This window comes from Novosphingobium sp. BL-S-32 (assembly GCF_056857055.1).
In genome coordinates this window covers 2,212,730-2,234,234 of sequence record NZ_CM166476.1, presented here as the reverse complement: position 1 = coordinate 2,234,234, position 21,505 = coordinate 2,212,730, and the positions used below count along the sequence as shown (strand labels likewise).

The following is a 21,505-nucleotide window of genomic DNA, read 5'->3' as shown; positions in this document are numbered from 1 at the left end:
GGCTACTGCGCCGGCGGCGCCAGCGAGAGCAAGAGCCGCTCACGCAAGAACCGCGGCAACAGGCGGTCGAACAATCGAAGCACGCCAAAAGGCCATGGCATGATTGCATGTGCCTTTCCCTGCGCAGCAGCTCCGGCAATCCGGGCTGCCACAACTTCGGGCTTCAGCATCAGCAGCTTTGGGCCTGGTATTTCGCGACCAGCTGCGGTGTCGATGAATCCGGGCGAGACTAGCGTCACGGTGACTCCGTGCCGGCGCACGCCGACCCTCAGAGCCTCCGCAAAGCGCGCAAGTCCGGCCTTGCTCCCCGAATAGGCTGCAGCGAAGGGGAGTGCGTGGAATGCCGCGGCCGACCCAATTAGCACGATGCCGCCGCCCCCCCGCGCCGCCATGCGCCCGGCCAGCGCTGCCGCCATCGCGGCGGGCGCGGCAAAGTTGATAACGCCTAACCGTGCGACGAGTTCGGGGCTCTCCACCAAGTCCTCCTGGGCCCGAACGTCTCCCAAGCCGGAGGCGAACAGGGCCAAATCTACAGGCGCGACTTCGTCTTCGAGCAAGAGCGTTGAAACCGCCCCAGCTATGTCGAAAATGTCGAGCGAGCGTACCTCGGCCGATGCCCCGGCCCGCCGGCAGGTTTCCGCAAGTGTCGAAAGACGAACGACATCCCGCCCCCACAAGGATAAATGGACGCCTGGCCCAGCATAATGCCGCGCCAATGCACCGCCAAGTTTGCCCGACGCGCCAGTCACAAGAATTTTTGTTGCTTGGGAACCAGAGATCATGCTGCTGCTTCGATGCAACGGACCTACATTGTCAACATCTCAACCTGTGAGGGTACTATTGGCTTGACAGACCCCGGCCCCTACTGCTCGAGATCGGATGCAATGCCATCGCTAGATCCTAGTCCGCAACGTATTCGGTTGTTCAAGAGCGAGAAGCTCGAACGGCTTACGTTGATTTCGCCGCGCGTTTTCGCGGGAGCTTGGGCTATGCTCCTCCCGGCGATAGCATGGACAGGCTGGGGCGCGGTTGGCCCGCTCGCGGGAATGGGCCTGTTTCTCGCTGGTCTCGTGGTCTGGACCCTCTTCGAATATGCCATGCACCGCTACCTGTTCCATTGGGAAACCGAGGTGCCGATACTGAAGGCGTTCGTCTTCCTGATGCACGGCAACCATCATGAAGCCCCCAACGATCCCTTGCGCAGCATAATGCCGCTGTCGGCTAGCGTGCCGATTGGCGCAATGGTGTGGGGTCTCTTCGTGCTGATTCTGGGCGCCCCTGGCACGTGGCTGTTCCTGGGCTTCATTGTCGGATACGTAATGTACGACGTGGTCCATTATGCCGCACACCAATGGCCGATGCAGGGCAGGCTCGCCCAGACGATAAAACGCCATCACATGCGCCATCATTATGTCGATGAAGGTGGCAACTATTCGATCTCGGCGGTTTTCTGGGATCGGTTGTTCGGCAGCAGGATCGACTCGCTCAAAAAATGACTTGAGGTCTGATCCGAAAAGGTGACGACCGCCGCGTGAAGCATAGCGCCACCATATCAGCGGTGGATACCTCACTTGGGCAAACGGTGCCGTGGATGTGTCCAGGGCGTCCTCCATGCCGCTTACCTGCGTTCTCGCTATAGCCGCACGATTCGTGCGGCTATAGCGAGAACGGGCATGGTACAGACATTCTTGGAAATCCCGGAGAGCCTGCCCCGCCCTCATGAAGTCGGCGGCCACCGAAAGAGACCTCGCCTGCCATGATGCGGATCTCAGGCGACAAGGGCGCCGCGAATCACGTCAGCCTGGAGCGGGATCGGATGGAGAAATCTGGAGGGGATTCCCCAACGCCGACTAAGATGCGGCAAAAGCCCATTCCTGCGCGCACGTTAAGATGCTTTTTGGGGGTGTTCTGGAGCGGGTAGCGGGAATCGAACCCGCATAGCCAGCTTGGAAGGCTGGAGCTTTACCACTAAGCTATACCCGCCCGATCGGAACCAGCCGATGGGACTTGCGCCGCCAGAGGCAGGCGCTTGCCATGGGAAGCGGCGGTTCGTCAACGGCTCTCTTGCGAAAATCTTGCAGAGCGCCCGATAATCGCGATTTCGATCAGTGGCCCTCGAAGGCCAGCAAGGCGTCCGGCGTCACTCCCGCCGTGCGCAACCGGTCTCCGCCGCCCAGTTCGAACAGGTCGATCGCGAAAAGGGCATGGTCCACCTGCGCCCCGGCGCGGCGGAGCAATTCGATGGCCGCGAGCGCGGTGCCGCCGGTGGCCAGCAGATCGTCCACCAGCACCACGCGTTGCCCTTCGCTCACCGCGTCGGGATCGACCTCCAGCGTATCCGTGCCGTATTCGAGCGCGTAGTCGATCGCGAGCACCGGGACAGGCAGCTTGCCCGGCTTGCGTACCGGCACGAAGCCCAGCCCCAGCCGCGCTGCGATCGCCGCGCCGAAGATGAAGCCGCGCGCCTCAACGCCGGCGATGGCCTCAGCCCCCGCCGCGACGGCGCGCTGCGCCATGAGGTCTACGGCGGCAGTGAAGCCGGGGCCGTTGCCGATCAGAGTGGTAACGTCGCGGAACAGGATACCCGGCTTGGGAAAGTCCGGAACAGAGCGGACGATGGCCTTGAGCTCGTCGATGGTCATGGCGCAGGGCCTAGCCGCTCGGGCCACGCAGGAAAAGCGAAGATCGCCGGGCCGGATGCGAAAAGCCCCGCCATCCGGGTGGATGGCGGGGCTTTCGATCGGATCGGCGAACCGGGCCTCAGTGCTTCTTGCCGGCCCAGATGTTCCGGTAGGACAGATAGCCCATCACCGTTGCGAAGAGCAGGAAGCCCAGCACGGCCAAGCCGGTCTGATGACGCTTTTCCAGCTTCGGTTCGGCGGTCCAGACCAGGAAGGCCGCCACGTCGGTGGCCATCTGCTCCTTGGTTGCCTTGGTGCCGTCCGAGAACGTCACCTGACCGTCGGCAGTCAGCGGCGGCGGCATCGCGATGTTGAGGTTCGCAAAGTAGGGGTTGTAGTGCAGGCCGTCCGGAGTCTTCGAATCCGGGAACTTCTTCAGGAGTTCAGCGGGCTGATCCTGATAGCCGGTCAGCAGCGAGCGGACGTACTGCGGGCCCTCGTGACGCGCTTTGGTGATCAGCGAGAGATCCGGCGGCGTGCCCTGCCCGGCGTAGACCACCGGCGGGAAGTAGTCGGTCGCCATGCCGGCGCGCGTTTCCACTTCACCCGTGGCCGGGTTGAACACCGGCACCTGGAAGCCCTTGGCGATCGCCTTCACTTCGGCTTCGCTGTAGCCCAGCGCGCCGAGATCGCGGAAGGCGACGTGGCGGATCGCGTGGCAGGTCGAGCAGATTTCCTTGTAGACTTCGAAACCGCGCTGAAGCTGCTCGCGGTCGAAGCGGCCGAGTATGCCGTCGCTCACAAACGTATATTCGCGGGGCGCGAGGTGGAATTCGTGCTCAGCGGTTGCCGCCGGCGGGTCGGTGATCTGCGTGTAGGCGCCCTTGCCGAACGACCACGCCAGCGCGACCGTGAAGAACAGCCCGACGAGGATCGAGAGAATGCGTGCCATGTCTTTCGTCTTTCGTTCCAGCTGGTGTCAGGCAACCGTCGCCGAGGGCGAGGGGGCAAGCTTGGCTTCTTCGTCCGCGCCGAGGACAGCCTCGGTGATGGAGAAGGGCAGCGGATCTGGCTTCTCGATGGCCGAGACGATCGGAATGATGATGAGGAAGTGCGCGAAGTAGTAGAGCCCGGCGAGCTGGCTGAGCATCACGAAGGGCTCCTGCGCCGGCGCACCGCCGCAGTAGAACAGCACCGCCATCGCCGGCAGCAGGCCGAAGAAGAAGAACTTGCGGTAGAGCGGACGATAGGCGCCCGAACGCACCGGCGACTTGTCCAGCCAGGGCAGGAAGAACCACACGAGGATCGCGCCGAACATCGCCATCACGCCCATCAGCTTGGCCGGGATGAACAGGAAGTCCTGCGTGAAGGCGCGCAGGATCGCGTAGAACGGCCAGAAGTACCATTCGGGCACGATATGCGCGGGCGTGCTCATCGGGTTGGCGGGGATGTAGTTATCCGGGTGGCCGAGGTAGTTCGGGAAGAAGAACACCATCGCGCAGAACAGGATGGCGAAGACGCCGATCGCCCAGCCGTCCTTGGCGACGTAGTAGGGATAGAACGGAACCGTATCGCTCTCGCTCTTCACTTCGACGCCGGTCGGGTTCGACGAGCCGGGGATATGCAGGGCCCAGATGTGCAGGATCACCACGCCCAGGATCACGAAGGGCAACAGGAAGTGCAGCGAGAAGAAGCGGTTGAGCGCGGCATTGTCCGGCGCAAAGCCGCCGAGCAGCCACTGCTGGAGCGGCTCACCGACAAGCGGGATGGCCGAAAACAGGCCGGTTATGACCTTGGCGCCCCAGAAGCTCATCTGGCCCCACGGCAGCACGTAGCCCATGAAGGCGGTGGCCATCATCAGCAGGAAGATCACGACACCCAGCAGCCACACCATCTCGCGCGGGGCCTTGTACGAGCCGTAGAAGAAGCCGCGGAAGATATGGATGTAGATGACGACGAAGAAGGCCGAGGCGCCGTTGGCGTGCGCGTAGCGCATCAGCCAGCCCCAGTTCACGTCCCGCATCGTCATTTCGACAGTGTCGAACGCCACTGCGGTATTGGCCGCGTAGTGCATGGCCATGACCACGCCGGTGACGATCTGGAGGATGAGGCAGAGCCCCGCGAGGAAACCGAAGTTCCAGAAATAGTTCAGGTTTCGCGGAACTTCATAGCCGCCGCCGACGGCGTTGTAGACGAGACGCGGGATGGGCAGCTTCTCGTCCATCCACTGCATGAAGGGGTGGCTCGGCTTGTATTCCTTGGCCCAGGGAAAGCTCATTTTCTTTATCCTCTCGCTTCGCCTCAGCCGATCTTGACGACCGTGTCTTTGGTGAATTCGTATACCGGAACCTCAAGGTTCTTGGGCGCGGGGCCCTTACGGATACGGGCGGCGGTATCGTACGTGGAGCCGTGGCAGGGGCAGAAGTAACCGCCGAACTCGCCGCGCGGCTCTCCCTCACCGGCCCCGAGCGGGACGCAGCCGAGGTGCGTGCAGACGCCCATCGTGATCAGCCAGTTGGTCTTGCCTTCCTTGGTCCGCTGCTCAAGCGTCTGCGGATCGCGCAGGCTGGAGACATCGACCTTGTTGGCTTCCTCGATCTCGTGCAGCGTCAGATTGCGCACGAAAACGGGCTGCTTGCGGAAGATCGCCTTGATCGCCTGGCCGGGCTGGATCGAGGAGATGTCGATCTCGGTCGAAGATGCGGCAAGCACGTCTGCCGAAGCGGACATCTGGCTGACGAGCGGGACCACGATCCCGACGCCTGCAACTCCCGCCGCGCTTACTGCGGCGATATTGATGAAATCGCGCCGGCGCACGCCGTCTGCCTCAGCCATGTTTGCCCTTGCCCTACGTTATTGACTTGTTTTTATCGACAACCCGCCCCGGTGTAATCCGGAGGCGAGCCCAGATCCTGACCACTTATTATTTAGTCTGGTATCCCCCATTACGGTTCGAGAGATCCGAACACATCACTGTGTCTGCCCCGGATCGAATACCGACGTATCGGGCTGATAACACGAAAATCCAACGTGCCAACCGCCTTTTTGGCAGGACGATGGCGTGGGCGAGCCTGCAAATTCAAGCAATAAGGGCCCGGCGCGCAAGACCGGGGCGTGGCGGAACGCAAGAGCGGCAGGATGGCGGGGGTCCAGGCGAAACGATCCCCCCGGCGATCCCCCTCAGCAATCACTCCGGGCAATCACCCTGCGGCGATGAGCGAGAACTGCCGTCCGTAACTGGCTTCGGCCCGGTGGGTGGCGCGGCGAAACGAATAGAATCGCTCCGGCTGCGCATAAGTATCGAGGCCGAGACGCTCGATGCCGGCAATTCCGGCCCTTTCCAGCCGCGCCGCGACATAGGCTTCCAGATCGAACTGCCAGTGACCGGGCCGCCCGGCGCTGAAGAATTGCCCGTTGCCGGCCGCTTGCGCGAGGAAGCGTTCGTGGAAGCCCTCGTCCACTTCGTAGGAGACGGCGGCGATGCAGGGGCCAACCACCGCAACGATCCGGGATGGCTCAGCCCCGAGCGATATCATGGCGGCGATGGTGCGATCGGTAACGCCGGCCACCGCGCCTTTCCATCCGGCATGGGCGGCACCCACCACCCCTGCCTCGCGATCGGCCAGCAGCACCGGCGCGCAGTCCGCCGTCAGCACGCCGAGGACGACGCCGGGGCGGTCGGTGACCAAGGCGTCGGCGTGGGGGCGTTCGGCATCGCTCCACACCGTGTCGCCCACCACCACGCAATCCGGCGAATGGACCTGGTAGACGCTCGCCAGCTGTCCGCCGGGCAGCACCGCCTCGACCGCGCGGCGGCGATTCTCGGCAATGGCGACGGGATCGTCGCCCGAACCGAGGCCAACGTTCAGGCCAGACACCTCCCCCGTGCTTACGCCGCCGCGACGGCCGAGAAAGCCGTGCGGCAGGCCGTCCAGTAGCTTGGCGCGGTTGACCTCCACCGTGCTCACGTCGTCCGTGTTCATCTGGGGCGCCTCAGCCAAGGCTCTTGCCCACCTGTTCGCGCACATCGCGAGAGAGATCGGGCTGGGCCATGATCTGCTCCAGCTCGGCGCGCATCATTGCGGCGCGGACCGGCTCGATCCGGCGCCAGCGGCCGAGATGCGGCACGAATCGCGCGGTGGTCTGCGGGTTGAGCGGATCGAGGCGGCGGATCAAGTCGCCGATCAGGCGATAGCCCTCGCCGCTCGCGTCGTGGAAGCCCTTCGGATTGACCGCCAGCGACATGTAGAGCGCGCGGACGCGGTTGGGATTGCCCAGCGTGAAGTCGGGATGCTCGGCCAGCGCGCGGACGTGTTCGAGCACTTGCGGGTGGAAGCAGCTCGCCTGAAGCTGGAACCACTTGTCGATCACCAGCGCATTGCCCTGATAGCGCTTGTGGAAATCGGCGAGCGCCTCAGCCCGTTCGGGGCCGTCGAGGTTGCACAGCACGGTCAGCGCGGACTGGCGGTCGGTCATGTTGTCGGCCGCGCGGTACTGCGCGCTGGCGCGGGCCACACCTTCCACGGCGTCGCCCGAGGCGATCAGGACGAGTGCCTGCGCCTTGGTCTTGCGGGCACCGCGCGCCCCCGCGTCGCGGCCGTAGGGAACGGCGGAAACGCGGTCGTGCAGCACCTTCAGTTCATCGGCCAGTTCGCCGCCCAGCCAGTGCTTAAGTGCCTCGCGCTCCTCGTGGATCGCGTAAGGATCGGCCACCAGCACTTGCTCGGAGAGGTAGGCGACGGTCGGCAGCATCATCAGTTCGCCGCGCATCAGGTCGTCGAGCGCCTCGTCGGCAATAATCGCCGCGAAAGCCTTGCCGATGGCGGCACGGCCGGCAGCACGGTCGGCATCGGCCAGTCCGCCGCCCACCGCGGCGACAAGGTGCTGGACGATGAGGCTCTGCATCGCCTCGTAGCGGGCAAAGGGATCGTCATCGCGCGCGGCCAGGAACACGAGGTCTTCGGGATCGCGCTCGAATTCGATGGCAACGGGCGCTGAGAAGCCGCGATTGATCGACAGCACCGGCGCGCGAGCGAAGCCTTCGAAGGCGAAGCTGTCCTCGGCCTTGTCGAGCACGATCAGCCGCTCGCCCGAATGGGTGCCGGTGTCGCGGTCGAACAGGGCGACGCGCAGCGGGATCGGCATCGGCTGCTTGTCCGGCTGGCCGGGCGTGGCAGGCACGGTCTGCGAGAGCGTCAGCGTCGCCGTCTCGCCCTCGTGCGTCAGCGAAACCGAGACTTGCGGGGTGCCCGCCTGCGAATACCAGAGGCGGAACTGCTTGAGGTCCAGCCCGGCGCCGTCCTCGATCGCCTTGACGAAGTCCTCGCACGTCGCAGCCTCGCCGTCGTGGCGGTCGAAGTAGAGGTCAGTGCCCTGCCGGAAGCGTTCGATGCCCGCCATGGTCCGCATCATGCGGATCACCTCGGCACCCTTGTTGTAGACAGTCGCAGTGTAGAAGTTGCTGATTTCCTGATAGGAATCCGGGCGGATCGGATGGGCGAGCGGGCCCGAATCCTCGGGGAACTGGCCGCCGCGCAGGGTGCGCACGTCCTCGATCCGCTTGACCGGCTCGCTGCCCATGTCCGCACTGAACAACTGGTCGCGCAGGACGGTAAAGCCCTCCTTCAGCGAAAGCTGGAACCAGTCGCGGCAGGTCACGCGGTTGCCCGACCAGTTGTGGAAGTACTCATGGCCGATCACGCTCTCAATGCCGTCGTAATCGGCATCGGTCGCGGTTTCCGGCTCGGCCAGGACGTAGCGGGTGTTGAAGACGTTAAGGCCCTTGTTCTCCATCGCGCCCATATTGAAGTCCGACACGGCGACGACGTTGAACAGGTCGAGATCATATTCGCGGCCGAACGCTTGCTCGTCCCACTTCATCGAGGCGATCAGCGAATCCATCGCGTGCTGCGTGCGCTGCTCGTCGCCCGCGCGGACCCAGATGTTGAGATCGACCTTGCGGCCCGAGCGCGTGGTGAACTGCGCATGGTTGGCCACGAGATCGCCCGCCACCAGCGCGAAAAGGTAGCTCGGCTTGGGCCAGGGATCGTGCCAATCGGCCCAATGCGTGCCGTCGGCGTTCTCACCGGTGGCCGTGCAGTTGCCGTTGGAGAGCAGGATCGGGAAGGCCGCCTTGTCGCCCGCCATGTGCACCGAATAAGTCGAGAGCACGTCTGGGCGATCCGGGAAGAAGGTGATGCGGCGGAAGCCCTCGGCCTCGCACTGGGTGCAAAGCATGCCGTTCGAGGCATAGAGGCCCATGAGCTGGCTGTTAGCCGCCGGGTTCACGGCGGTTTCGACCTCGACCTCATGCGCATCGCCCGAAAGCTCGACCAGCAGGTCTGCGCCATCCAGCCGCCAGTTGTTCACCGCCTCGCCGTCGACGCGGACGGCAAGCGGGGCGATCTGGTCGCCATTGAGGCGCAGCGTCGTGCTCCCCTCACCCGCCGGATTGCGCGTTACCGAAAGCTTCGCGGTCACATGCGTGGCATCGATACCCAGCCGGAAGTCGAGCGCGATGGCCGGAACCAGCCATTCGGGCGGCCGGTAATCCGCGCGGTGGATCACGGCGGGCGTGGTGGCGGGAGCGGCTTCGGGCTGGGCGGCGTTGCTGGCGATGTCCATACGCTTGGAGTTAAGCCCCCCGCCTTGCGATTGCCAGCCGTGCCGCTACGAAAATCGCAGCGATTTTTCAGAGAAAGCGAGAGCGATGGCGCCCCGCCTGTTCATCTTCGGCCTTGGCTACACTGCAAGCGCGGTGGCCGCGCGGCTGTCCCGCATGGGCTGGGAAGTGATCTCGACCGGCCGCGACGGCACGCTGTCGTTCGAGGATGAGGGCAATGTGCGCCTGGCGCTGGCCGATTCCGATCATGTTCTTTCCTCGGTCCCGCCCGGCAACGAGGGGCGCGGCGAGCCGCTCGATCCGGTGCTGGAGCGCTATGGTCCTGCGCTGAACGGCAAGGCGCTGTCCTATCTCTCGTCCACCGGCGTCTACGGCGACGCGGGCGGGGCATGGGTGGACGAAAGCGCCCCCATCGGCACCGGCCGCCGCACCGCGCGGGCCGAGGCGGACGGCGAGTGGTTTGCGCTGGGCGCGCGGGTCTATCGGCTTCCCGGCATCTACGGGCCCGGCCGCTCGATGCTGGACCGCGTGCGCGAAGGCCGCGCGCATCGCATCGACCTGCCGGGGCAAGTGTTCAGCCGCGTGCATGTCGAGGATATCGCCTCGGGCGTGATCGCCGGGCTCCGGGCACCGGCGGGTGCCTACAACCTTTCCGACGATCTGCCCTGCGGCCAGAACCGCGTCGTGGAGGAAGCCTGCCGCCTTGCGGGGCTGCCGCTTCCCCCGCTGCAATCACTGGAGGAAGCGGCGCTCTCCCCGATGGCGCGGGCTTTCTATGCGGAGAACCGCCGCGTCGCCAATGGCAAGGCGCGGCACGTCCTCGGCTGGAAACCGCGCTTTGCGACTTACCGCGAAGGGCTGCGCGACATCAGCGCCACGACCAGCCCGACAGTCGCCAGCGCCGCCCCGGCAATCGCCAGCGCCGACCACTGATAGCCCTCGAACAGCGTCGAGATGAACATGGCGATCACGATCACGACAACGCCGTTATAGGCAGCCTTGCCCGCGCCAAGCTGGCGGATCAGCGTGTAGTAGAGCGGGAAGGTCACCACCGAACCGAGGATCGCGAGGTAGGCCGTCCCCATCCAGTAGTTCGCATCGCGCGGGATCACCGGCGGCCCCGCGAAGAGCCAGGCCACCGCCACATCGCAAAGCGTGCCGTAGAGCATCGCCCACGACAGCAGGCTCACCATCGGCAGGGCCTTGCCGGTGTCGTTGGCCTGAATCACGTTCGAAACCGACGCGCACAGCATCGCGATCAGGGCGAAGACCGTACCCAGCACGACCTTGCCGCCCAGCGGCGCTTCATGCGCCTCATGGACCAGCAATAGAGCGAGACCGGCAATGGCGATCGCACTGCCGACCACGAAGCGCCCCGTGATCGGCTGCTTGAGCAGCACCCGCGCCAGAATCGCATTGGGCACCAGCAGCAGCCCGATCATCACCGCGACAATGCCCGAAGTCAGGTGCATTTCGGCGCGATAGACGAAGTTGTAATTGCCGCAGAACTGCGTCACGCCCACCGCAAGCGCGAGCAATTGCCCTGCCCTGCCCAGCTTCAGGCTCTTGCCCATGGCGATCGCGACAACGAACATCGCCGGCGTCGCCAGCGCGAAACGCCATGCCACCGACCAGCTGGCCGGCACTTCGGCAATCTGGCCAGTGATGACGAACCAGGTCGATCCCCAGATCAGCGCCACCAGCATGAACGGCAGAATGACCGCCGGCTTGAAGAAACCGGGGGCCGCCGTGTCGCTCGCCGCGTTCACGCTCACAGCGCGGCAATCGCGCGGGCGAGCGCGGAAACGTGCTCCGGCCGCGAATCCCATGCCGTGACGAGGCGCGCCGCATCGTCGCCCCAGTCGTAGAACTCGAAGCCCTGCGCCCGCAGCGCCGCGCGTTCAGCGGCGGTGGAGGTGAGGAAAATCTCGTTAGCCTCGACCGGGTGCAGCAAGCGCGCACCGGCAGCCGCCGCGATTTCGGCGGCGGCGGCATTGGACGTGCGCGCATTCTCCAGCCAGAGGTCGCCCTCCAGCATCGCCAGAATCTGTGCGGCCAGATAGCGCCCCTTCGATTGCAGATGCCCCGCGCGCTTGCGGCGGAAGCGGACCTTGTCGGCCATGGCGGGATCGAAGAAGACGATGGCCTCGGCGCTCATCGCCCCGTTCTTGACCATGCCGAAGCTCAGCGCATCGACGCCCCGCGCCGCATCCGCCGCGCTGCCGCCAAGGAATGCCACGGCATTGCCGAACCGCGCGCCGTCCATGTGCAGACCGAGCCCCTTGCCCTTCACGAAGGCGGAAAGCGCGGCCAGTTCCTCGGGCCGGTAGACGCAGCCATATTCGCTCGCCTGCGTGATCGAGATGGCATGGGGCTGGACCTGATGCACGCCATCGCGGATCGGGTCGATCACCCGCGCAATCGCGTCGGGCGTGATCTTCGCGCTCTCACCATCGGCCAGCAGCAGCTTGGCGCCGTGGAGGTAGAAACCGGGCGCGCCGCCCTCGTCCATCTCGATATGCGCCTCGCGGTGGCAGATCACGGCGCCGTGCGGCTCGACCATGGCCGAGAGCGCCAGACAGTTCGCCGCCGTCCCCGTCGCTACCCAGAGCGCCGCGCAATCGCGGCCGAACAGCGCGGAAAAGCGCGCGTCGAGCGCTTTGCTCAGCGCGTCGCCATCGTAAGGCGAATCGGGTTCGTCGGCGGCCTTCATGGCGTCCCAGACCCTCGGGTGGACCCGTGCGGCGTTGTCGGAGAGAAACTTCATGGCCATATGCCCTAAAGCGGACGCCTTCTCCGTCAAGCAGACCTTTTCAGGAGCCCCCACATATGGTCGGCGTGACTATCACTGCCCATGAAAACGGAAATTCCGGCGAGTATATCGCCCATGTCGCCGACAGCGACGCGACCGGCCGCCTGATCTGGGCCGAGCGTGACGGCATTCGCTACGCGGAACATACGCTTGTCCCCCCGGTGATCGGCGGGCGCGGCGTGGCCGGGCGACTGGTCGAGGCGATGGTGGCGGACGCGCGGGAGAACCATTTTCGGATCGGATCGCGGTGCAGCTATGTCGATGCGGCGTTCCGGCGGCATCCGGAGTGGGATGATGTGAAGGCCTGAACTGAAGCCCTGAAACGAAACTCCATGCTCAGCCCCTAAAACCCCGTCGCCCCCGCGAAGGCGGGGGCCCCGCTTTCTTGCGCCACGAACCAGCAGAAGCGGGATCCCCGCCTTCGCGGGGACGACGGAGTGCTTGGGTGCTGATTCTACGTTCGGACGATGGCCCCGTGTTCGAGCGTGGCGCCACACTTGCAGCGCCACGCTCCGGGGAAGCCCTTACCAGTCGAAAGCCTTGGGCAGATAAGTCCGGTCGAGATTCCGGTAACGCTGCTTCAGACGGCTCTGGTGATTGTCGAGCGGCTGTTTGACGCCATCGATGAACACCTCAAGCGGGGCCGAGGACAGTTCCAGCGGGTCGCCGTCCCAGATCACCACGTCACCCACGGCGCCGGGCGCCAGAACGCCCGCCTTTCCGCCCATGCCGCTGATCTCGGCCGGGACCGAGGTTATCGCCGCGAACGCCTCGCCCCAGGTCAGGCCCGCAGCGCCGGGCAGCTTGGCGAGAGCGACGAGGTTGCCCGCCTCCTGGGGTGCATAGCGCGGCTGGTTGGAGCCACTGAACATGCCGATGGCGACCTTCACGCCCGCCTTCTTCATGCGCCCGACGTTGGACTGCGTGGCCGCCAACGCCTCGAACGCCGAAGGCAGGTCACGCAGCGGCATCGTGATCACCGGCACTTTGGCGGCGGCGATCTCACTCGCGACCAGCCAGCCCTCGGTCGCCCCGACCAATACGAGGTCGAGCTTGGGGAACTCGCTCTTGAGCGCGAGCACGCTGCGGATGTCCGCCGCACGTTCGACGCCGACGTAGAGCGGCTGGCGGCCGTCGAGCACCGGCGCCAAAGCCACCGCATCGGCGTGAGTCAACATGGCGTCCGGGCTGCGCGCGGCATTCGGCGTGGCGGCAATGTCGCGCGCTTCGCGCAAGGCACTGCGCAGCGCGACATGCGCGGCAACCCGGCTACCACCAGCCAGCTTCGCACCGGCCTCGCCCAGTTGCACGTACTGGAAGGCCCGCGCCTTGGTGACCGCGTTCGGATCGGCGCCAAGGTCGATCAGCGCGCCCTGCCCGGCGAAGATCGAATCGCCGTTGGCGGGCGCGACGCTGGCGCGGGTGACACCCCCTTCGCGGCTAATCGCGATATGCTCGCTGGACGGGTTGATCGCCGGGCTCACGTCGAGCGCGGCGTTGAAGGGCGACTTGTCCGCCGCGCTGTCGTTGCTGTTGGAGACCGCCTCGACATCCCACAGGCCAAGGTCGGTAACGGCCGAGAACAGGCCCGGCGTCACCCACTTGCCGGTGCCGTCGATGGTCTGGACACCGGCGGGCACGGCGACGCCAGCCCCGGCCGCGACCACTTTGCCTCCGCGCACGACGACAGTGCCATGCTCGATCGGCGCGCCACCGTCGCCGGTGGCGACCGTGGCGTTGGTCACCGCGAAGTCCTGCGCGAAAGCGGCGGGAGCGAAGGCCGTTGCAGCCAGCGCCGCAAGGATCAGGGCGCGGCGGCTCATTTCACGTCTCCTTCACCGAGCTGGCCCAGCTCGAAATCGCTCACCGGGCGGCGCTTGGGATCCAGCGCGTCGAACATCAGGGCGCCGTCGATCCAAACCTTCTCCGGCCGGGAATAGACCGAGAGCGGGCTGCCGTTCCACAGCACCACGTCTGCCATCTTGCCGGCTTCGAGGCTGCCGGTCTTGTCTCCAATGCCCATCGACTTGGCGGCGTTGTAGGTGAACCAGCCCACCACCTTGGCGTCGGGAATGTCGATGCCGATACGGCGGCCGTCGGCCTGTGCCTTGGCGGCTTCCTGGTTGAGGCGCTGGATGCCGTTCTCGTCGTCCGAGTGGATCACCACACAAGTCCCCGCATTGGCGAGCAGCGCGGCGTTCTCGGGAATGGCGTCGTAGGCTTCCATCTTGAAGCCGTACCAGTCCGCCCAGACGGCAGCGCAGATGTCATTGTCGCGCAGCAGGTCGGCGATCTTGTAAGCTTCGACGGCGTGGTGGAAGGCCGTGACCTTGTAGCCCATTTCCTTGGCCATATCGATCACCTGCGCCATCTCGTCGGCGCGGTAGCAGTGGTTCTGGACGAGGATCTGGCCCTTCAGCACGCCTTCCAGCGTATCCTTGCCAAGATCCCGCTCAGAATGGTCGCCGTCCATGTAGTGGCGGGCATCGATCCAGGCCTGGCGGTCCACCGAGAAGTTGCCCATGCGGGTCGAGGGCTTCTGGCCCTTTTCGCCGTAGACGCGCTTGGGGTTCTCGCCGCAGGCCATCTTCAGCGCATAAGGCGCGCTGGGGAACTTCATGCCCTGCACGGTGATCGAGGGCACGTTCTTCAGCGTGACGGTACGCCCGCCCATGAGGTTGCCCGAGCCGGGCAGGATTTCTAGCGTGGTGACGCCGCCGTTGGCCAGAGCGCGGGTGAAGCCCGGGTCCTGCGGCCAGACCGAATGTTCGGCCCAGACGTCGGGGGTGGTCGGGTTGGTCATCTCGTTGCCGTCCGCCAGCGCATCGACCGCGGGCGAGGGGTAGACGCCGAGGTGCGAGTGGATGTCGATCACGCCGGGAGTCACGAACTTGCCCCGGCCGTCGATCCGCGTGTAGCCGTCCGGGATCGCCATGTCGGCGGCGCCGATGGCGACCAGCTTGCCGTCGCGGAACAGGACCACGCCGTTCTCGATCTTGCCGCCGCGCCCGTCATAGACGGTGGCACCGACCAATGCGGTGGGCGTGCCCGGATAGGCCTTGTAGGTGGAAGGATAGGGATCGGCGACGATGGGGGCCGCCTTTTTGTCGTCCTTCTTGGCGTCGGCGCTGTTGGCGCTGAGCGCAAGCGCCGTGCCCAGCACGAGCAGCGACGTCCAGCGCCGCAATCCCGGCGTTTTGGTCATGTGGATTCCCCTGTTTTGAAGCGTATTCGCGAAACCGGCCCGGAAACCTTGGTTTCCGGGCCGGTGGTAAGTGTCAGTTCGGCTTGAGCGTTGGGTGGATGCCGGCTTCCTGTGCCTCCAGCCCGAACTCGGAGGATCCCTCCAGTTCGATATCCTGCAGCGTGTCCACGTGCATCCAGCGCTTCACCAGCCGCGCGACGAGGATGACGGCAACGCCGATACCCACGACCCACCAGCCGATCGTGCCATAGATCGCCACGGTGCCCTCGCGGGTCATCGCACCGTGCTCGCCGCCGGTCGCCTGGCCGATCATGCCGGCCACGAAGTTGCCGCCTGCCGTGGCGAAGAACCACGCGCCCATGATGAAGCTGGCAAGGTGACGGGGGGCAAGGCGGTTCATCGCACTGAGGCCCACCGGCGAGAGGCAAAGCTCACCCAGCGTGTGGAACCAGTAGATCAGGAAGATGAAGAACACGCCGACCTTGGCGCCCGGCCCGGCAACGGCATCGCCCCAGACCAGCGACACGAAGCCGAGGCCGACGAGCACGAGGCCGTAGCCGAACTTCGCCGGAGCCGAAGGCTCCACCTGCTTGCGGCCGAGCGAACGCCACAGCCACGCCAGGATCGGCGCGAAAGTCACGATGAAGATCGGGTTGACCGCCTGGAACAGCGAGGTCGGCACGCCGCCGCGCTCCACGAAGCGGTCGGTGAACAGCGAGAGCGAACCGCCCGCCTGTTCGAACAGCCCCCAGAAGATCGGCTGGAACGCCAGCAGGAAGATGATCGCGAAGATGCGCTCGCGCGGTTCCTTCGGCATGCGGAACGCTTCGACCAGCATGTAGCCGAGCAGCGCCACGGCCGAGATCAGCAGCAGCGATCCGACCACCGCCTGGAACTGGATCAGCGCCCAGAGCACCGCGACCGAAGCCGTGCCGATGCCGTAGAAGGTCCATTCGCGGTTCTTGGTGAGCGGCATGGGCGGCTCGCCCCGGCCGCGCAGGGCGGGCTTGCCGACCATGAAGATGATCAGGCCGAGCACCATGCCGATGCCGGCAAGACCGAAGCCATAGCCCCAGCCGATCGTCTCGCCGAGGTAGCCGACCAGGATCGTGCCCAGCGCGGCGCCGGTGTTGATGCCCATGTAGAACAGCGAATAGGCGCCGTCGCGGCGCTCGTCGGTGAGGTTGTAGAGCTGACCGACGATCACCGAGATGTTCGCCTTCAGGAAGCCCGAGCCGACGATGATGAAGGCCAGAGCCAGCCAGAACACGTTGATCGTGGGATCGCTCTGCCCGCCGACACCCTCAAACGCCATCAGCACGTGGCCGAAGGCCAGCAGCACGCCGCCGAACAGCACGGCCTTGCGCTGGCCGAGGTAGCGGTCGGCCAGATAGCCGCCCAGCACCGGGGTGATGTAGACGAGGCTGGTGTAGGCGCCGTAGATCAGGTTCGCCTTGCCGTCATCAAACAGCCAATGTTTGGTGAGATAGAGGATGAGCAGGGCGCGCATCCCGTAGTACGAGAAGCGTTCCCACATTTCCGTGTAGAACAGCACGAACAGACCGCGCGGGTGGCCCACCACTTCCTGGCTCTTGCGCGAGGCGATGACGCCGCCGATCGCCAAAATGGCGAACAGCAGGATCGCGCCGATCGCGCCGACCCAGTCCCCCTCGTTCCAGGTTCCGATATCCTTCATGCGCCCTCTTGTGCTTTGTTCACGCCGACCCGTGGCGGTAAAAAAGCGGACGTTAACGGGCAAATCGGCGCTGTAAATGGGGCTGCGGCCGGGCGAAATGGCTCAGCTGAGCGGCGCAGGCCCGGCTGGAGCACCAAAAAGAACTCATCCGGTAGGAGCATTGCGCGAAAGCCCCGGCAGTGGCATTTTCTGGTTCAGAGCGATCCAAGTCACGCGAAATATTGTGATTCGGGCGTGGCCGCGGATTTTTTTCGGCTGGCTCTAGGGAAGGTGCGCGATGATCAGATCTGAACTGCTGCAAGCCCTTTCGAAGGAAAATCCCGAACTGCGCTCTGAAGACGTGGAGCGCGCTGTCGACACCTTTTTTGACGAGATCGCCCAGCGACTCGCCGATGGGGGCCGTGTGGAGCTTCGTGGATTCGGTGCTTTCTCCACGCGCCACCGCGAAAGCCGCAAGGGTCGCAATCCGCGAACCGGCGAAAGCGTGGAAGTGCCGGAAAAGCGCGTGCCCTATTTCAAGCCGGGCAAGGAAATGCGCGCGCGCCTGAACGTGCACTGAGGTCCGCAAACTCCGGCCCGGTCCGGATTTGCCCCGATTTGCACGGCCGTTCGGTGAGATAGCCGGCGCCACCAGCGCGCGGGCTGTTGCGCTGTGACGGCCCGTCCAATCGCTCTTTTCAGACAATCGTTGTCCCCGGATCCTGCTTTTACGCTGTTGCCCGGTGCGCCGCGATCTGCCAGATCGCCAGCGGCTGCGTGCACAGGCACGCTGTGCGGGCGTGGCGGAATGGTAGACGCCGGGGACTTAAAATCCCCTTGGGTATCCCAGTGCGGGTTCGAGTCCCGCCGCCCGCACCAGCCCCTGAACGGGACAGCCTCCCCCGGAATAGTCTTCACACTTCGGTAACCCGCGAATCGGTATTCTCGGTGACGTACCCGCTTGGCTCGCAACAGATATCGAATCCGACCGGTCTCAGGACCGATCGCGGTCGCTCACCTTCGCGCCGGCATGGCGGACGGATGGCGATTCGCCGGAATTCGGGCAGAACGATCGACAGGGGTGCACCACGACATGACTTATCCCGACCGCGTGCCGCCGGGCGCAGAGGCCGATATCGAACCATCGCCCGCACCCACCGGCCGGGCCCCTGACCAACGCGACCAGCCGCGATTCGCGCTGCTGCTGCGTCAGGCCAAGCTGATCGGAAACGGGCGCGAATATCTGTGCATCGTGCGCGACGTTTCCGAGAGCGGGGTCAAGCTCAAGCTCTTCCATGACCTTCCCGTCGCCGACGATTACGCGCTTGAAATCACCACCGGAGAGCGCTTTCCGATGGAACAGGTGTGGGAAGAAGGCGGTGAGGCCGGTTTCCGTTTCGTCGGCCCGGTCGATCTGATCCGCTTCATTGCCGAGGCCGGCCCCTTCCCCAAGCGCCCGGTACGCCTGCGGGTCGATCATCCCGCGGTGATCGCCTTTGCCGGACAGGACTATCCCGCCACGATTCGCGATCTTTCGCGGCAAGGGGCCGGAATCGAAACCGATCAGATGCTCGCGATAGGCCAGAGGCTGCGGCTTTCCGCCAGCGAGTTGCCGGGCTTCGATGCCACCGTCTGCTGGCGTCGGCATCCGGACTATGGCCTGGTCTTCGGCCAGCTCCTGAGTCTGGAGCAATTGGCCCTGCGCACCTCGCGCATGCAGGTCGCGGTACCGGCAACCAAGGATTCCGCCGCGCCGGAGGATTGAGTCGCGCTCAGCCGGGGCGGAACGCCATGGCCACGCCGTTCATGCAATAGCGCTTGCCGGTCGGCGGCGGCCCGTCGTCGAAGACATGGCCGAGATGCCCGCCGCAACGCGCGCAGTGCACCTCGGTTCGGGGGACGCCGATCATATAGTCGGTCGACATCTCCACCGCGCCGGGCAGCGGCTTCCAGAAACTGGGCCAGCCGGTGTGGCTGTCAAACTTGGTGGCAGAGGAGAACAGCGGATTGCCATCGGCGGCACAAAGGAATGTGCCTTTGCGGTGCTCGCTATCGAGCGGCGAGGAGAAGGACGCTTCGGTCCCCGCCTCACGCAGCACGTGGAACTGCGCGGGCGTCAGCCGCCGCCGCCAGTCCGCCGTGCTGTAGCTGACGGGATAGTTCTTCGCCTCGGCCGGGTCGATGCCGCAGGCGGCAAGCACCGGCATCGCGGCGCCCACCCCCAGCCAGCCCAGAATCTCGCGGCGCGTCGATCGAATCGGCATCGAAGCTCTCCCGGCAACCAGTCCTCTACTCCCAGTTCGCCGTGCGCTCCCGTCCGGTTACACGGCTTCCGCGGCGCGGCGGGCCTTTGTGCGCTTGCCCGCGCGCGCCGGTCCCGATTTCATCACCCGCGAGCGGAACAGCCGCGCGCCGATCCGCACCAACACGACGACCCACAGCGCCTGCCAGCCGATGGCCAGCACATGCGGCAGGATCGCCGGATCCTGCGCCCCCCGCGCCAGCATCGCGAAGGGCGAGCTGAACGGGAAGATCAGGGCAGCGGTCTCGACCGTACTGCCGGGCTGGGTCATTGCGAAGCTGGCGAAGAAGAACACCATCAATTGCAGCATCGTCACCGGCATCGACAGGGTCTGCACCTCACGCACGGTGGTCGCCATCGAACCGATCGACAGGAACACCGAGCCGAGCAACAGATAGGCCATCGCGAAATAGACCACGCCCAGCCCGATCAGCATCGGCCAGCCCACCGCCGGTTCGGCCAGATGCGGCAGGTGCGATCCGCCCAGCAGGAACACCAGCGATCCCGCCGCCGCCCAGGTGCCGATGCCCACCAGCGAGACACCCAGCATCGCGAAAAGCTTGCCGAAGAACACCGAATCCATCGGAATCGCGGCAGCCAGCACCTCAATGATCTTGTTGCCCTTTTCCTCAACAAGGTTGGACAGGACCATGCCCGCCAGCATCATCGTCAGCAGGAACAGCATCATCTGCGCGCTCTGCGCGGTGGTCAGGCGGCCCCGGCGCTCGCCCGCCGAACTCGTCGCCACGGGTTGCAGCGCGATCTCCGGATAGGCGATCACGTGACCCGAGCGGGCCTGCACCGCCAGCATCGAGACCGGACCGCGCCAGTTGCCGATCAGCCCATCGGGGCCGGTCAGGACCGGTTCGGCCAGCGTGCCCGTAAGGACGGCAGCGACGCCCTTTTTCCCCGCCAGCGCCGCGCGGGCGTCGAACGTCTGGCCGGGCGCCAGCTTTTGCAGCACGATCAGATTGGGTATCGCATCGCCCAGCGCCGGGACGAGCCGCGCCCTTGCGGCACTGAGAGCATCGACATCGGCGGCGCTCATCGCCACGCCAAGGCCCGGCTGCTCCGCGCTCGCCTGCACGCGCGCGCCGACACTGCCGGCCAAAGCGCCGACGATCACCGGGAACAGCGGCCCCAGCAGGAAGAAGAAGAAGCTGCGGCTGAACAGGATCGCCGTGAAATCGCGCCGGGCCACCACCCAGGCGGCGGCAAGGACCGAGAGGCGGCCCGTACGAATGCCAGTGCGGGTCTTGTCGCTCATCGGGCCTGCTCCTGTTCGGGGCTTTCTTCCAGCGCCCTCGCCGCTGCCTCACCGGCAATGGCCACAAAGGCATCGTGCAGCCCCGCGCGCTCGATGGAGAGCGAGAGGATTCCCGCATCGCCCTCGATCAGCGCGCGCAGCAGCGGCTCGACACCGGCTTCGGGCAGCGAGAAGTTCCAGAACGCGCCCTCACGCCGCAGGTCGGCGGGAAGCGCAGCCCGCCACGGACCGTCCTCGGCGCGGGTTTCCAGCCGGACTTGCGGGCGAATGCGATCGCGCGCGACGTCGACTGGGCCCGCGAAAGGCACTTTGCCGCCGGCGATGATCGCCACATCGTCGCACAGCCGCTCGGCATGGGCGATGACGTGGGTGGAGAAGATCACCGTCGTCCCCTCCTCCGCCAGCCCGCGCATCATCTTTTCGAGCTTGCCCTGATTCAGCGCGTCGAGGCCCGAGAAGGGCTCATCGAAAATCACGAGTCGCGGGCGGTGGACCAGCGTGCCCAGAATCTGCACCTGCTGCGCCATGCCTTTGGAAAGTTGGCGAATCTGCCGGTCCGCCGCATAGCCGAGGCCGTGGCGTTCGAGCAGTTCGTGCGCGCGCTTGCGCCCTTCCTTCAGCGGCAGGCCCCGCAGCGAGCCGAGGAATGCGATCGCCTCGGTCGCCTTCATCGCCGGATAGAGACCACGCTCCTCGGGCAGGTAGCCGATGGCATGGGCCACGTCGTGCGGCCGCTCCGCGCCCAGAATCCGGCGAGTTCCCTCGTCCGGATCGATGATGCCGAGCAGCATGCGCAAGGTCGTCGTCTTGCCCGCGCCGTTGGGGCCAAGGATGCCGTAGACCGCGCCCACCGGCACCTGAAGGTCCACCCCGTCGACCGCGGTGAACCCGTCGAAGCGCTTCACGAGGCCGCGCGCCTCGATCGCGAGAGGCCGCCCGTCGGCCTGACCTCCCTCATTGCTGGCCAAGGGCCAATCTCCTAGTGCGATGTTCATGGAGGC

General features: G+C 65.6%; 20 protein-coding genes and 2 tRNA genes. 6 read left to right on the top strand and 16 right to left on the bottom strand.

Translation table 11 applies throughout. The features are described from left to right. Positions 1-2: 2 nt before the first annotated feature. A complete protein-coding gene (locus AC1VVK_RS10430) occupies positions 3-782 on the bottom strand; it encodes an SDR family NAD(P)-dependent oxidoreductase (RefSeq protein ID WP_482902918.1) in 780 nt (259 codons plus the stop codon). A gap of 138 nt (positions 783-920) precedes the next feature. Here AC1VVK_RS10430 and AC1VVK_RS10425 point away from each other — a divergent pair, with 138 nt between their 5' ends. Further along, complete coding sequence (locus AC1VVK_RS10425; RefSeq protein WP_482902917.1) at positions 921-1,496, top strand: sterol desaturase family protein; 576 nt, start codon at positions 921-923, stop codon at positions 1,494-1,496. Positions 1,497-1,909: 413 nt separating this feature from the next. Here the strand turns inward: AC1VVK_RS10425 and AC1VVK_RS10420 are convergent. From AC1VVK_RS10420 to pepN, 7 genes are all read right to left on the bottom strand, one after another. Continuing rightward, positions 1,910-1,983 (bottom strand) — tRNA-Gly (locus AC1VVK_RS10420). 122 nt (positions 1,984-2,105) lie between these two features. After that, positions 2,106-2,642, bottom strand: coding sequence for an adenine phosphoribosyltransferase (locus AC1VVK_RS10415; RefSeq protein WP_132387859.1), 537 nt, complete (start codon positions 2,640-2,642; stop codon positions 2,106-2,108). Positions 2,643-2,760: 118 nt separating this feature from the next. Next, the gene (locus AC1VVK_RS10410; protein ID WP_482902916.1) at positions 2,761-3,573 is read right to left on the bottom strand and encodes a cytochrome c1; all 813 of its coding nucleotides are present in this window, start codon (positions 3,571-3,573) and stop codon (positions 2,761-2,763) included. Positions 3,574-3,600: 27 nt separating this feature from the next. Next, entirely contained in the window at positions 3,601-4,899 is a 1,299-nt protein-coding gene (locus AC1VVK_RS10405) for a cytochrome b (protein ID WP_132387855.1), read from the bottom strand. A gap of 23 nt (positions 4,900-4,922) precedes the next feature. Continuing rightward, positions 4,923-5,456 carry a ubiquinol-cytochrome c reductase iron-sulfur subunit gene (gene petA / locus AC1VVK_RS10400; protein WP_482902915.1) on the bottom strand — a complete coding sequence of 178 codons (534 nt, stop codon included), beginning with the start codon at positions 5,454-5,456 and terminating at the stop codon, positions 4,923-4,925. A gap of 365 nt (positions 5,457-5,821) precedes the next feature. After that, positions 5,822-6,604: a peptidoglycan editing factor PgeF gene (gene pgeF / locus AC1VVK_RS10395; RefSeq protein ID WP_482902914.1), complete on the bottom strand. Its 783-nt coding sequence runs from the start codon at positions 6,602-6,604 to the stop codon at positions 5,822-5,824. 10 nt (positions 6,605-6,614) lie between these two features. Further along, positions 6,615-9,245, bottom strand: a complete 2,631-nt coding sequence (pepN, locus tag AC1VVK_RS10390; protein ID WP_482902913.1) for an aminopeptidase N — start codon at positions 9,243-9,245, stop codon at positions 6,615-6,617. 85 nt (positions 9,246-9,330) lie between these two features. Between pepN and AC1VVK_RS10385 the strand changes: the two genes are divergently transcribed. Beyond that, entirely contained in the window at positions 9,331-10,176 is an 846-nt protein-coding gene (locus AC1VVK_RS10385) for a Rossmann-fold NAD(P)-binding domain-containing protein (RefSeq protein WP_482902912.1), read from the top strand. Here the strand turns inward: AC1VVK_RS10385 and AC1VVK_RS10380 are convergent. Continuing rightward, positions 10,089-11,018, bottom strand: a complete 930-nt coding sequence (locus AC1VVK_RS10380; RefSeq protein WP_482902911.1) for a DMT family transporter — start codon at positions 11,016-11,018, stop codon at positions 10,089-10,091. The genes AC1VVK_RS10385 and AC1VVK_RS10380 overlap by 88 nt on opposite strands. Further along, positions 11,015-12,010 carry a threonine aldolase family protein gene (locus tag AC1VVK_RS10375; RefSeq protein ID WP_482902910.1) on the bottom strand — a complete coding sequence of 332 codons (996 nt, stop codon included), beginning with the start codon at positions 12,008-12,010 and terminating at the stop codon, positions 11,015-11,017. Before AC1VVK_RS10375 ends, AC1VVK_RS10380 begins: the two co-directional genes overlap by 4 nt. A 62-nt stretch (positions 12,011-12,072) precedes the next feature. On the opposite strand from AC1VVK_RS10375, the gene AC1VVK_RS10370 reads away from it, so the two are divergent. Further along, positions 12,073-12,363, top strand: a complete 291-nt coding sequence (locus AC1VVK_RS10370) for a GNAT family N-acetyltransferase (protein WP_482902909.1) — start codon at positions 12,073-12,075, stop codon at positions 12,361-12,363. Positions 12,364-12,579: 216 nt separating this feature from the next. Here the strand turns inward: AC1VVK_RS10370 and AC1VVK_RS10365 are convergent, their stop codons facing one another. The 3 genes from AC1VVK_RS10365 to AC1VVK_RS10355 all read right to left on the bottom strand — a co-directional run bounded on the left by AC1VVK_RS10365 (position 12,580) and on the right by AC1VVK_RS10355 (position 16,956). Then, a complete protein-coding gene (locus AC1VVK_RS10365; RefSeq protein WP_482902908.1) occupies positions 12,580-13,878 on the bottom strand; it encodes an amidohydrolase family protein in 1,299 nt (432 codons plus the stop codon). Next, positions 13,875-15,260 (bottom strand): amidohydrolase, encoded by a 1,386-nt coding sequence (locus tag AC1VVK_RS10360; RefSeq protein ID WP_482902907.1) that lies wholly within the window; start codon positions 15,258-15,260, stop codon positions 13,875-13,877. Before AC1VVK_RS10360 ends, AC1VVK_RS10365 begins: the two co-directional genes overlap by 4 nt. 73 nt (positions 15,261-15,333) lie before the next feature. After that, complete coding sequence (locus AC1VVK_RS10355; RefSeq protein WP_132387835.1) at positions 15,334-16,956, bottom strand: peptide MFS transporter; 1,623 nt, start codon at positions 16,954-16,956, stop codon at positions 15,334-15,336. 277 nt (positions 16,957-17,233) lie between these two features. Between AC1VVK_RS10355 and AC1VVK_RS10350 the strand changes: the two genes are divergently transcribed. From AC1VVK_RS10350 to AC1VVK_RS10340, 3 genes are all read left to right on the top strand, one after another. Beyond that, positions 17,234-17,515: an integration host factor subunit beta gene (locus AC1VVK_RS10350; protein ID WP_132387833.1), complete on the top strand. Its 282-nt coding sequence runs from the start codon at positions 17,234-17,236 to the stop codon at positions 17,513-17,515. Positions 17,516-17,729: 214 nt separating this feature from the next. After that, positions 17,730-17,814: transfer RNA gene (locus AC1VVK_RS10345), tRNA-Leu, on the top strand. 214 nt (positions 17,815-18,028) lie between these two features. Beyond that, a complete protein-coding gene (locus tag AC1VVK_RS10340) occupies positions 18,029-18,700 on the top strand; it encodes a PilZ domain-containing protein (protein WP_482902906.1) in 672 nt (223 codons plus the stop codon). A 7-nt stretch (positions 18,701-18,707) separates the two neighbouring features. Here the strand turns inward: AC1VVK_RS10340 and msrB are convergent, their stop codons facing one another. The 3 genes from msrB to AC1VVK_RS10325 are packed head-to-tail and all read right to left on the bottom strand — an operon-like array spanning position 18,708 to position 21,499. After that, entirely contained in the window at positions 18,708-19,199 is a 492-nt protein-coding gene (msrB, locus tag AC1VVK_RS10335) for a peptide-methionine (R)-S-oxide reductase MsrB (RefSeq protein ID WP_482902905.1), read from the bottom strand. Positions 19,200-19,256: 57 nt separating this feature from the next. Next, on the bottom strand, positions 19,257-20,504 hold the full coding sequence (locus tag AC1VVK_RS10330) for an ABC transporter permease (protein ID WP_482902904.1): 1,248 nt from the start codon (positions 20,502-20,504) through the stop codon (positions 19,257-19,259). Beyond that, on the bottom strand, positions 20,501-21,499 hold the full coding sequence (locus tag AC1VVK_RS10325) for an ABC transporter ATP-binding protein (protein WP_482902903.1): 999 nt from the start codon (positions 21,497-21,499) through the stop codon (positions 20,501-20,503). The genes AC1VVK_RS10330 and AC1VVK_RS10325 overlap by 4 nt, the downstream gene beginning before the upstream one ends. Positions 21,500-21,505: the final 6 nt, after the last annotated feature.